Raw genomic sequence first — 12410 nt, 5'->3', positions numbered from 1 at the left:
TTTTAATATATTTTTTCTATTTTTATCCCTGAATAATAATGTTTAAGTATGCTTTTATAATCAAAGCCTTGTTTTGACATACCGACAGCTCCATACTGACATAATCCAATACCATGCCCGTAACCTTTGCCACTAATTGTTATTTTATCTCCGGCATCTTTTATTTCTAAAAAAGTGCTTTTAAGCCCTAATTTTGCTCTTACCTGATCTCCCTTTAGGATGCAGTCAGCATCGGGAATTTGAAGTTCTACCACTCTGCCCGATTTGTCTCTTTTAGTTATTGAAAAAGAGTTGCCTTTTACTCCTAATTTTTCGAAAAATGATGCCCGTGGAAAAGAGCATTCCCATCTATAGTTTGGGTATGATTTACAAAATTGGCAGGGTGTACTTTTTAAGTAAGGAGCCTTTCCATTGGCTGTTCTACCTCCACAATTAGAAGAATATTGGGTTCCCACTGTTTCTCCGTTATAAGTGCATACTATGCCCTGAGTTTCTTCAATTGCTTTATCTATAAAATCTACTTCCGCTTCTATACCTTTATACACCTGAGCTTCTACCCCTGATGTTAAATCGTAGCACTCTGTTCCCGGTTTTATTAAATGGAGAGCAAAACTGCGGCTTGCTATAATTTGTGCTTTTAAAGCTTCCATCTCGGTAGTTTTTAATTCGCAAGGAACGACTCCTTTCAGATAGCTTTCCATATCTACTTTGTTTACTACCAGAAAATTGGATTGTTTATTGTAGATAAGTAAATTCCCCCTGAATTTTTTGCTGTTAAATTCCAGTATGCCTTTGTCGGATGTTACTTCAAAGGGTGTTTGAATCTTATTTAAAGCTCTGCCGTCAAGTTGTATTGAAGACGTAGTTATTTCCAAGGAATTGCCTTTTGCGGTGGCATTGTCATTTTTTACGGAAATATTATTACCTTTGATTTCTATTTTGTCGAATCTCCCTAATGATATTTTGATGGTTGGAATGCCTTTGAGCTTGGAAGTTCGTGTTGGTATTTGATAAACAGGTGCGCATCCTACTATAAAGATTATCAATACAAAACAAAACAAATTTCTCTTCATATTATTTTATAAGTGCTTATTTTACTTTTAAATTCCTTCGTGCGTTTTTTTATATTAGAAGAAGCGAACAAATCACCTGCTACACATATCCCATCAGCTTTTGTGGATAAGATTTGAACGATATTATTTAATGTAATTCCACCTATTCCTAATACTGGGATGTGTACAGCAGATTTAATTTTGGAGAGTATATTTAAGGAAGTAATAGGTTTGGATGCTGTTTTAGAAGGGAACAGACACCCGACTCCTAAATAATCGGCTCCCATTTTTTCAGCGTTTTTAGCTTTTTCTACTGTGTTTGCCGAGATTCCGATTATTTTGCCGGGAAACAACTTTCTTGCATATTGTATTGGAATGTCTGTTTCCCCAAGATGAACTCCATCTGCATTTACGGCAAACGCAATGTCAAGCCTATCATTAACGATGAATGGAATGTTGAATTTCTGAGTAATTTTTCTTACCAGCAGGGCGTCTTCAAGAAAAGATTTAACTTCTGTTAATTTTTCGCGTAATTGGATTACAGTTGCCCCATTTTTGCATAAATCCGTTACAATAGTTGTTAGGGAAGAAAGGTTATTATTTTTTATGTATTTTTTATCGAGTATTACATAAAAGCTGAAGTCTGTTTTATTCTTTGCAGGGAGACATTTAGAAAGTTTGATGTTCATTGTTTTTTCGATGTCATAAATTTTAAAGCGTATCTCTTTGATATCAGAAGATAAAGGAGTATCAAGTAATTTAGTAAATTCTTCTATAACACGGCATCCTTCTTGTGCTCGTTTAAAGTTTCTGTTTGTCAGTTCAGGTATGTTTTTATAAGAATAAGTGTCAAAATCTTTGTTTTTTCCTAAATCCTTGGAGGTGTCTCTGTATTCAAGGGTTTCTATTTTTTTGCTTAGTTTTCTAATTTTATGGCGTTCGGTTTTTATTTGTTTTGTCAATTGCGCATCTTTGATTACAAATCTTGCGATTTCTTCTACGACCCTCAATCCTTCTGTTATACGGTTGATGTTTGCATCAATTATTTGAAGTGTTTTAGTGTTCATTAAATTCTAAAAATAAGTGAATTCTTGCTTATTGTCAATTTTTTATTGACTTTTAGCCAGATAAATATAGTTTATATTCATTATATTCAAGAAATAAAAAAGATACAGGGATAGAACAAACAATAGTAATTTAAGGGGAGCTAATTTTTAGTTAGGAGGGGAAATGGAAGAGTTTTTCTTATTGAGTTTGGTAATTGTTATTAGTGTTATAGGACTTATTACTGCTTACTTCCTTGCCAGATGGGTTCTTAGAAAAGACGTTGGCGATGAAGCAATGCAGAAGATTTCAAATGCCATAAAAGAAGGTGCGGAGGCATTTTTACGGCGTCAGTTCAAAACTATTATTATACTTACTATTGTATTTGCTGTAATACTGTTTGTTGGATATGGTTTTATAAGGGCACACAGGGATTTTGACCCGGTTGGAACTTCAATCGGATTGGCTTTCTGGATAACATTTTCTTTTGTTCTCGGGGCTATCTGTTCGTTAGTTTCCGGATATATAGGAATGTGGATAAGTATAAGAAGCAATATTCGTTCTGCGGCAGGAGCTGTAAAAGGTGTTAATGAGGCATTACAAATTGCATTAAGGGGTGGTGCAGTATCGGGGCTGATGGTTGTTGCTATGAGTTTGCTGGGTGTTAGTGGGCTTTATGCTCTTGTGCAATATGTGGGAGGAGTTGAACCTACAAAAATTCCGTTTGTTATAGTTGGGTTTGCTTTTGGCGCTTCTTTTGTTGCTCTATTTGCCCAGCTTGGTGGTGGAATTTATACGAAAGCGGCTGATGTAGGAGCTGACCTTGTCGGAAAAGTTGAAGCCGGAATTCCTGAAGATGACCCAAGAAACCCTGCAGTTATAGCTGACCTTGTAGGTGACAATGTAGGCGATTGTGCCGGTAGAGGAGCAGATTTGTTTGAATCCACTGCGGCTGAAAATATTGGGGCGATGATACTTGGTGCGGCTATGGCGTTAAAAGTGCCGAATGCTTCACCTGTATGGATTATAGGGGTTATGATGTTCCCTCTTGTTGCGCGTGCCTTTGGAATTATAGCGTCAATTATTGGAATACTTTCGGTTAAAGTTAAAAACAATGAAGACCCTATGAAATCATTGAACAGGGGGTATTATTTTGCGGTTGTTCTTGCTATGATAGGTTTTGGTATCGCGACCAGATGGTTATTGAATAGTGATACTGCGCCGAATGCATGGTTGCATTTTTTTGCCTGTGGAATTATAGGAGTTGTAACTTCAATATTTTTTGTATATATCACACAATATTATACGGAATATAAATACAGACCTACGTTATCAATTGCGAGAGCTAGCCAGACGGGACCTGCAACAAATATAATTGCAGGATTGGGTGTGGCTTTTGAATGTGCTGCTTTGCCTGTGATTGTTATTTCTGCGGCTATACTCGGGTCGTATTATCTTGGAAAAACTTCGGGACTTTTAGATGCGGGATTATTTGGAACTGCGGTTGCTACTATGGGGATGCTTGCAACTGCGGCATATATACTTGCTATGGATACTTTTGGTCCTATCGTTGATAATGCAGGTGGGATAGTAGAAATGAGTCAACAACCAAAAGAAATAAGAGAAAAAATAGATAGACTTGATGCGATGGGAAATACTACAAAAGCGCTTACTAAAGGGTATGCAATAGGTTCAGCGGCTCTCGCTGCATTTCTTTTGTTCAGCGCATACCTTGATGAAGTGAAAAATTATGGACTTAACCTTATAAGTGTTGACATAGCGAAACCGGAGGTATTTGTTGGAGCGCTTTTGGGAGCAATGCTTGTATTCCTGTTCGCAAGTTTTGCAATTAAAGCAGTTGGTAAAGCTGCGTATTATGTTATAAATGATGTTAGGGCCCAATTCAAAGAGAAACCGGGTATTTTAGCGGGAACAGAAAAACCCGATTACGGTAGAACTGTTGATATTGTAACAAAAGGCGCATTAAAAGAAATGATAGTTCCGGGTTTATTGCCGATACTCTTTCCCATTGCAGTTGGGGTTATATTTAAACTGTTTGGTGTTGGAGCGGAAACCGTTGCAGCGTTTCTTATGGTAGGAACTATTGTCGGAGTAATTTTAGCGTTATTTCTAAATAATGGTGGTGGCGCGTGGGATAATGCAAAGAAATATATAGAGCTTGGAAATTTTGGCGGCAAAGGCTCGGATGCGCATAAAGCTGCGGTTGTGGGGGATACGGTAGGTGATCCTTGCAAAGATACTGCGGGACCTTCTTTACATGTGCTTATAAAATTGCTTGCAACTATCACGCTTGTGTTGGCGCCGTTGTTTATATAAATTAATACTATATTTTACTAAAAGTAAAATACAGTATAGATATCTGTTTGTTGTTGCTTAAAAGGGACTCTATATAATTTTTTATCCGCTGGTTTTCATTACTTCTTGGATTATTTGTATTACAGTGTTATAAAAAAAAGTAAGTAAAATAGATACACTAAAATTGACCTGTTATTTTGAACGACCAGTTTTGTGTTGAGTTAGTATTGGTTTTAAAAGTAGTTTCGTAATTAAACCGTATTAACAGGAACTTGAAAAGTGTTAAGTTAGTTCCGCAACCTGGAGTAAGAGCATAAGAGGATACGGATGCATTATAGCTGTTTTCTTTTAGTCCACCGAGATATATATTAAAATAATTAATTCCAAACCTTAAAACATTATCGTAATTCAATTTTATTTCTGAGTAAGGTAGAATGATGGATTCATTATATTTATTTTCAGAAGTGCTGTAATTGAAAGTCAATTTTGTTCTATATATTGGATTCCACGGATGATTCCATTCGGAATAAAAAATATGGGTTTCATTAAGAGGATAAGTCTTAATAATATCTTTCCTCCCTGAAAGTATAAGTAGTCCTACTTTTTTAGTATTCCATTCTGCTCTTAACTCATCGGTCGTTGATATTTTTAAATTGGGCAAGCTATAATAAGATAATCCACTTGTATTTACAGTATGATTTCCCCATAACAATAGTTCAACAGTTGGTGTGAATTGGGGAGTGATGGAATAGCTGTTTATTTCAGTTATTCTTGAAACTTGTAAGTCTGAAACAGGAGATAATGTTAGTAAAGGAATATGATAATTAGCAGAAGTGTTTTCTATGTATTCAAAAAGACTTTTACCGCTGTTAAACGAGCAATTAAAAATGCTGAACGGCGAATACCAGATTCCGGGGGCTATATTCAAGTTAGTATAAAAATTCTGCGTCCATGATATATCTTTGGTCTCTATAAACATATAATTAATTCTCTCATTATTATAATTCCCGGTATAATATATTCCGGGGATAACATCAATATTAAAGGCTGTACGAATTTCATTCCCATTTTTATTATTTTTACCATTAGTATAATAGTTATTGAATTTTAATAACAGGTCATTATTTATTTTGAAAGGGAGAGAAAGTGTGGTTTTTACCATATATTCATTAAAAGTGTTTTCCGAGTCTGCGGTTAATTCTACAAATCCATTATTCAAAGTTGTATTCAACTTGATTTTTGAGTTGAATTTTTCAAATTCGTAATTGCTGCCTGCCTTTAATAAAAGTTCGTTAATATCAGGTAAATTTGCCTTGCTGATAGATATGTAAGTCTGTGGTAAAACAGGATTGGCATAGGAAAGCTTCCCTGAGATATTTTTAGAGATATTTGTACTTTCTAAAGAATCTATTTGAGTCTCTTTTTTCGTATCAACATCCAGATATAAAAAATGAATAGGCTCTATATTCCCTGCTATACTGTAGCTCTCTTTTAACTTCCCATAAAGTCTTTCTGCTTTCCCAAAATCATTAAAATCCCTAGAATATGTAGTATAATTTGCATTTATACCGAGAGCATTATAACCTGTAATCATATCATAAGAACAGGCATAATCCCTATTGTTATTTACAGCTACCTGAGGGACTACTTTTATTCTCTTTTCCTCTCCTCCCTTGGATTGGATTAGCCCTGATAATGAAAGAATGTTCTCGTTTTCAAAGGACATTACTGCCGGTGTTATTTCTAAATTATTCCCAAAATTTATAGACGGCTGAACGGAATAAAACATGTCTTCTCCTTCTCTTTCAACGGAAGAATATTGAACCTGTATTTTGCTAAAATCAGAAATAATACCTTCTTTAAGGAATAGCAACCTTCCTTCCGTATAATCAACTATATAATCTATCCCTCTGGTTTGTGTTTCATTGTCTACGTACATATGTTCACTTCCTATTACTATTGGTTTATAGGATAGATAATAGTAATTAGAATTAGAAGAAAAGTTTATGGACATACTGTAAGTATGAACCCCATCAGTATATGTTTCATCCGGGAAAGGTCTTTTTTGTGGAAATATAAGGAATCCGAGGTCAAGATTTATAAATTCAGGATCTATTTTATTATCATTATTCCTATCTATGCCGAAAGAATAAAGCGAATGCTTATTTCCTATCGTATCTGTAATTTCTAAAGTCAATGAATTAGGTATTATATTAGGTCCCAGAGAATAAACATTTTCCATCATATGATTTTTTATGCTGTCTGATTGGATTATAATTTCCTTGGTGCCCAAAAGAATAACAATATTATCAGTGGTATTTTTGGCAGATTTGAAGTGAATAATGCCTCTTTTATAATCAATAAAATAGTCAATATTATTTATTAAAGGGTCAAAATCTCCTGTGATTCCGCTTATTGTAAAATTTTTTCTTGTCTTAGGCGAATCGCTAAAAGAATTATGATCATCAACAAATATAGTATCGTAACTTTTTGTTATGGGAAAAGTTATTGTATCTATGGAATAGAAAGTATTTTTTAAATAAAAATTATCGTTAAGAGTAAGTTTTTTTTGAATTGAACAACCTGTGAAAAAATCGTTTCTAAAACTTGATTTTATCTGTCCTGCTTGTATATCCATACATATCCGTGTTTTTAGACTCCCGCCGTAAGTTGAAAATTGCGGGAGCAGATTAAACTCATTATATTCTGTTTTCAGGAATCCAAGGTCTGTTTTATAAATAAGATCCCGATTTGTTCCTCTGTATCCAAGCCCATAAATTATTTGAGACTTATCGGTATTGTTGTAATAAAGAGAAAGACTTCGGTTGTTTTTGTCCTGTGTAATAACTTGCATATCAATGTTTGTATCCTGGCTAGATGAACCTGTCGTATAATAAGCCATTCCCTGAAGTTTTGTATCAAGATTTTTTATCAGTTTCAGGTGTCCACCGGATTCATCAACGTAAAAAAGCTTTTTTCTTGCTTTTTGGGGAGGAATTATTTCCTTTACCTGCCATTCCTGTTTATCGGTATTTAAAAACTCAATACTATGGGAAGTAACTGCAAAAATAAATTTATCTTTCCGATAGCAGTCAATAATAGAATCTGTTAAAAGTCCATTCATATGATTATAAAAAGTTTTTTGCTTTTTAAGGATATCATAGATAACCAGTCCTTTATTTGTAGCAAGTAAAAGCGTTCCCCCTCCAATACATATGCCGTTAATTTTGTCGTAGATTTCAATATTTCTGAATTCAGCCCAGTTGTCGGAATGGGGATCATATAAATAAATTTTATTGTTATTCGTTAAAGCAAATATGGAATCGTTGATATTATCATAATCCAGGATTTGAAAGGAGTTATAGGTAGACCACTTTTCAATCTCTTTTGTATATGAAGCAAAAGACTTATCGGAAATAAACCAGATTTTTCCCGGAGTATTGATTATAAAATCATAATTATCTTTTGAAGTTATGGGGTTTTCTTCTGTTTTTTCAAATTTAAGATTATACTTCAAAATGCCGTCGTGTGTGGCAAGCCAGATATAATTATTCTGCATTAACATATCGTTTATTTTTAAGCTTAATACGGGTTCTATTTTTTCATTGTACTTGTTAAATTTTTGGAGTCCCGAGTCACTGCCTAGCCAAACATATTCCTCGTCAAAATCGATAGTTTTAATTTTTGAAAGTGTATCATAAGTACACCAATCGTTTATTTTAATATCTGCAGAAGCTATACCATTTTCGGTGGCTACCCATAAAATTCCCTCATCATATCCTATTACTTTAATCCTGTTGTCCGGTATTCCGTTTGAACTATTGATATTCCCCCATGTTTCTGCATTCCGGTCAAAAGTATAGATTCCATAGGGGGTAGATATGAACAGAAAGTTAGATATAGATGCTTCTCCGCTGCCGTCAAAAAATATTGAGTGACCGCAAATTGGTTTGCCTGTCAGATTAAAAACTAATAAAATTAAAATAGCGCCCAAGGTTATTGTGTTATAAATCCTGAAGGGATATTTTCAGGACTATTTTCAAAAGTATTTTCCGGTCTTTTTAATAAAAACTTTTCTTTTGTAATATAAGAACCATATTTCCTTCTTTCCTCTCCTATTGAGAATATTTGGATTGCAGAATCTCTTTCAACGGGACATCTTGACTCACAGATTCCGCATCCCATACAAATATCCTTTCTTACCGTTGGTCTTAACAGTGAAATATTATCAATCGTTCTGGCAATAGAATCTATTGCGTTATAAGGACAGGCTTCATCACAGATAAGACAGTTTTTTTGTTCTGCCCATGCAATACATCTTTCCTTATCAATTACTGCAGTTCCTATTTTTGCGTAAGTTTTTTCTTCTTGAGAAAGGTTTCTTATTGCTGATGTTGGACATATTTTACCACAGCCGGTACAGTCTTTTTCACAACCTCCTATTCTTGAAACAAGCATCGGAGTGAGTATCCCATTAATTCCTGCTTCCATCAAGGTCGGTTGAAGCCCTTTAGTTGGACAGATTTTCATGCATTTTGCACAACGGATGCAGGTTTTTAAGAAATCTATCTCAGGAAGCGCCCCGGGAGGTCTTATAAGTCTTATAGATATTTTGGGAGAAATATATTTAAGAAGAGGAATAGTAATTATACTTGTACCTACGGATGTCATAAAAGCTCTCCTTTCAAGATTGAATGGAGAAGATAATAAGCTTTTTTTGTATTTAATAAGACCTAGATTGCATTCGTTCTGGCATCGGAAACAAGAAATGCATTCTCCTGCATCAATTGATGAATTTTCAGTATCTATGGCACTGGTAGGACATATATTTTTACAAAATTTACATTTTCGGCAGTTTTTTATAAAAGAAAATTTGAATAATGAGAATTTTGATAAAAGAGCAAACAACCCACCAAGCGGACAAAAATTACGACACCAAAATCTTGTGTCTATGAAGGATAATGCTAAAACTATGATTAAGGATACTAAGCCAATAAATATATCTTTAGAGTTGTGAAGGGGATAGAGTGTTAGATTAAAAAAACGTTCGGTAATTATAATAGGATCAAATAAGTAAACGAGTGAAATTCCAAATATGCCGTTAATAATAAGAAAAAGAAAAATAAAATATTTGGTATTTTTAAATAAGTTGCTGAAAGATTTATTTTTTTTATGCAGAATAAGGTCGAAAATATCTATAAAAGTGCCGAGAGGGCATATGTATCCACAAAAAATTCTTCCGAATAGCAAGGAAATGATAATAAAAGAAAATGAAAATAAAAAAGAAATCAATAAAGTGTGAGAGACTATGCTTGTAATAATAAAGACTAAAGGGTCATATTTAAAAAATATGTTCTGGAAGCTTTGTGTTGAGCTATATTTAGTTTGAAGAAAACACAATACAAATATAAAAAGGAAAGAAAGTTGAATACCCCATCTGGGCATTCTTTTATTTTTAATAAGTTTTTTAAACAATTTTTATTTTGAAAATATAACCTATTTATGGTTAACAAGCAGGGAAACAGACTTATTCGACGTCTACTTTTCTTATGTTCATGTTATCGGTTTCAATTTCGCCAAATCCGAGTTTAGATGCTTCAACTATGTATTTTACATCTTTACCTCTGAAAGACTTATCATACCATGGGGTGATTCCTACCGTATAAGAATCGACCGCTACAGGATCAATCCCGGCAATTACAGTATTGAGAATGACTGTTTTTCCGGGACCTCCTGGCCCTCCGCTTGTAAGTGCCCGTGTAGCATCGACTATGGTAAGATCGGGCTTAATGACTTTTAGAAGTTCGGCAACTGCAAGATGAATATTGACTTTATGAAAATACGCTCTGTCCCACACCAATCCCATAAGGTTTTTAATTCCAAGACTTACACCGGTTGCAGAATGTGATTTAGCGGTTGGAATGTTTATTAGTTTATCTACTTTTTGGAGTTCACGTGAGATTTTTACTTTTTTTAGTTCCTGCCCATTCGGAACATTAACTTCAACAAATTGTCTTTCTTTATCTGGGGTAAGGATAGAAACTTTTTTATCAATTTGTGTGTCCATTATGGAAGAATTTTTCGTACAAAGCTCAGCGTTCTGTATAGTATAATCAAGTATTATTATTTTTGAAGCCCCTGCGGAAAGGCATAGTTCTGTAATCTGTTTTACAATATTAACGCTTGTCGTTGCACCCCATTCGCTATTTGAAGCGAAAGAAATATTGGGTTTCAATAGTACGCGGTCTCCTTGTTTAACAAAAGCTCCAATTCCACCAATTAAATCTAGTGCGGGTTTAACGAGTTTTGTTTTGTTGCCAGTGGCTACAGCAATGATGGGACCTGCTTTTTCACTCTTGTTCTCTCCGCCGGATATAAACTTAGGAACTAACGAAATTGCCAACATTCCTGCACCAAATTTTAAAAATTCCCTTCGTGTAATTTTTTTCATAAATCTTATTATTTGATTGCAGAAGATATGTTCTGGGCGAAGAATTTAGCTACATCAAGAGTAGATTGTGTTTTTGCGTAAATGGTTATGGAGACAAAAAATTTATCCTGTCTGAAATCTATACGATAGTCAAAAAGTAAAGTTTCGTCAATCCTTGCCTCAGTGCCAGCAGAATTAGTTGTCCAAGGCGTTCCTGTCCCACTTGTCCCATTATGATATACGTTTTTGGCTCCTGTTGAATCTGTTTGGTCATATATTCTGACTTCAAGACTATCCGTAGAGCTTTTATACTTCTGGAATGCGCATTTAACGAAACTATTATCAGTATATGTTGGAGCAGCCCCATCAATAAGAGCACATAATTGTGTTTCATTTTCCGCTATGCTCATTGTGCCGCTTCTTGTCCAGTTGCTAATCTCATTATCTGTGGGCATAATATCAACAACATCTTTGCTCGTAGTAGTATTTTGGTCCTTCTTCCTGCATCCGGATGAAAAAAGTAATAAAACTATTATTGGAAAAATAAAATATTTCATAAATCCCCCTAATTCTTTCCAAATATAAGGAAAATATTATATTAAAATTAGTTTTTTAGTTATAATACAATTATTAGTACTTAATTTAGCGAAATAAACTCCGGATGACAGATATTTAGTGTTTATAACCACATTGTAAACCCCTGCCTCTTTTTCTTCATTTACAATTGTCTTTACAGCTCTACCGATGAGGTCGTAAATCTTCAATGAAATCTTAGTTTTGGCAGTAAGCGAGTAATAGATAGTTGTAAAACTAATAGATGTATTAATAGAAAGCTTAGTGTTTTGTGGTGTTATTAGTGGAAGGTTTTCTACTCCTACTACTGCCTCTGATATGTTAAGAGCAAATAGTTTTAGCGTATCAAGAGCAGGTTGTGTTTTATTATAAATGGTTATGGAGACAAAAAATTTATCCTGTCTGAAATCTGTACGATAATCAAATAATAAGGTTTCATCAATCCTTGCCTCAGTGCCTGCAAAATTAGTTGTCCATGGTGTTCCTGTTCCACTTGCCGTATTATGATATACGTTTTTTGCTCCTGTTGAATCCGTTTGATCAAAAATTCTGACATCAAGACTGTCGACAGTGCCTTTGTATTTTTGAAAAGCACAATTATGGAAGCCGTTATTAACGTATAATTGGCCTGCTCCATCAATAAGGGCATATAATTCACTATCATTTTCTGCGGTTTTCATTGTTCCACTCTTTGTCCAGTTGCCGATTTCGTTATCCTCAGGCAAAAGATTAATTACATTCTGAGATGCAAATATATTATTTTCTTTCCCCGGGAAAGAGAATAATATAAAGGTTATTGTTAGAGCAAAAAATCTCATATTAATGTAAAATACTTATTTTTTGTGTAAACATTTTTTCCTGTGTGTAGAGGCTTAAAAAGTAAGTTCCTGTGGGCAAGTTGACATTCAAATTCTTGAAATTATGAGTCCCTTGCTTAAGATAACCTTGATATAGATTTGTTTCAAACCTTCCGGAAGAATTATATATGTCAAGAT

9 protein-coding genes are annotated in these 12410 nt (G+C 34.3%); 2 read left to right on the top strand and 7 right to left on the bottom strand.

What is annotated here, in order from left to right; all coding sequences use genetic code 11:
- Window positions 1–2: 2 nt before the first annotated feature.
- Both WC614_03870 and thiE read right to left on the bottom strand, forming a co-directional pair.
- A complete protein-coding gene (locus WC614_03870) occupies window positions 3–1073 on the bottom strand; it encodes a SpoIID/LytB domain-containing protein (protein MFA5032136.1) in 1071 nt (356 codons plus the stop codon).
- Window positions 1070–2119, bottom strand: a complete 1050-nt coding sequence (thiE, locus tag WC614_03865) for a thiamine phosphate synthase (protein MFA5032135.1) — start codon at window positions 2117–2119, stop codon at window positions 1070–1072. The genes WC614_03870 and thiE overlap by 4 nt, the downstream gene beginning before the upstream one ends.
- A gap of 163 nt (window positions 2120–2282) precedes the next feature.
- Here thiE and WC614_03860 point away from each other — a divergent pair, with 163 nt between their 5' ends.
- Complete coding sequence (locus tag WC614_03860) at window positions 2283–4433, top strand: sodium-translocating pyrophosphatase (GenBank protein MFA5032134.1); 2151 nt, start codon at window positions 2283–2285, stop codon at window positions 4431–4433.
- 157 nt (window positions 4434–4590) lie between these two features.
- On the opposite strand, the gene WC614_03855 is transcribed toward WC614_03860, so the two are convergent.
- Complete coding sequence (locus tag WC614_03855; GenBank protein MFA5032133.1) at window positions 4591–8406, bottom strand: hypothetical protein; 3816 nt, start codon at window positions 8404–8406, stop codon at window positions 4591–4593.
- Between the two features lie 2 nt (window positions 8407–8408).
- A complete protein-coding gene (locus tag WC614_03850) occupies window positions 8409–8942 on the bottom strand; it encodes a 4Fe-4S dicluster domain-containing protein (protein MFA5032132.1) in 534 nt (177 codons plus the stop codon).
- A 16-nt stretch (window positions 8943–8958) separates the two neighbouring features.
- Between WC614_03850 and WC614_03845 the strand changes: the two genes are divergently transcribed.
- Entirely contained in the window at window positions 8959–9429 is a 471-nt protein-coding gene (locus tag WC614_03845; GenBank protein MFA5032131.1) for a hypothetical protein, read from the top strand.
- Window positions 9430–9939: 510 nt separating this feature from the next.
- Here WC614_03845 and WC614_03840 read toward each other — a convergent pair.
- The 3 genes from WC614_03840 to WC614_03830 are packed head-to-tail and all read right to left on the bottom strand — an operon-like array spanning window position 9940 to window position 12233.
- Window positions 9940–10863 carry a DUF362 domain-containing protein gene (locus tag WC614_03840; GenBank protein ID MFA5032130.1) on the bottom strand — a complete coding sequence of 308 codons (924 nt, stop codon included), beginning with the start codon at window positions 10861–10863 and terminating at the stop codon, window positions 9940–9942.
- 8 nt (window positions 10864–10871) lie between these two features.
- Window positions 10872–11399, bottom strand: coding sequence for a DUF6599 family protein (locus tag WC614_03835; protein ID MFA5032129.1), 528 nt, complete (start codon window positions 11397–11399; stop codon window positions 10872–10874).
- A gap of 36 nt (window positions 11400–11435) precedes the next feature.
- Entirely contained in the window at window positions 11436–12233 is a 798-nt protein-coding gene (locus tag WC614_03830; GenBank protein MFA5032128.1) for a T9SS type A sorting domain-containing protein, read from the bottom strand.
- Window positions 12234–12410: the final 177 nt, after the last annotated feature.

The organism is bacterium (assembly GCA_041649255.1).
GTDB lineage: Bacteria > Hydrothermota > UBA3073 > JACQXS01 > JAQTXJ01 > JAQTXJ01.
Note: the sequence above shows the minus strand (reverse complement) of the source record. Positions and strands in the feature narration are given on the sequence as shown.

Coding starts and splice junctions, on each gene's coding strand:
- WC614_03830 (MFA5032128.1), bottom strand. CDS start 12,233: ATGAGATTTTTTGCTCTAACAATAACCTTTATATTATTCTCTTTCCCG.
- WC614_03870 (MFA5032136.1), bottom strand. CDS start 1,073: ATGAAGAGAAATTTGTTTTGTTTTGTATTGATAATCTTTATAGTAGGA.
- WC614_03850 (MFA5032132.1), bottom strand. CDS start 8,942: ATGAAAATCTGTCCAACTAAAGGGCTTCAACCGACCTTGATGGAAGCA.
- WC614_03840 (MFA5032130.1), bottom strand. CDS start 10,863: ATGAAAAAAATTACACGAAGGGAATTTTTAAAATTTGGTGCAGGAATG.
- WC614_03835 (MFA5032129.1), bottom strand. CDS start 11,399: ATGAAATATTTTATTTTTCCAATAATAGTTTTATTACTTTTTTCATCC.
- thiE (MFA5032135.1), bottom strand. CDS start 2,119: ATGAACACTAAAACACTTCAAATAATTGATGCAAACATCAACCGTATA.
- WC614_03860 (MFA5032134.1), top strand. CDS start 2,283: ATGGAAGAGTTTTTCTTATTGAGTTTGGTAATTGTTATTAGTGTTATA.
- WC614_03845 (MFA5032131.1), top strand. CDS start 8,959: ATGCAGGTTTTTAAGAAATCTATCTCAGGAAGCGCCCCGGGAGGTCTT.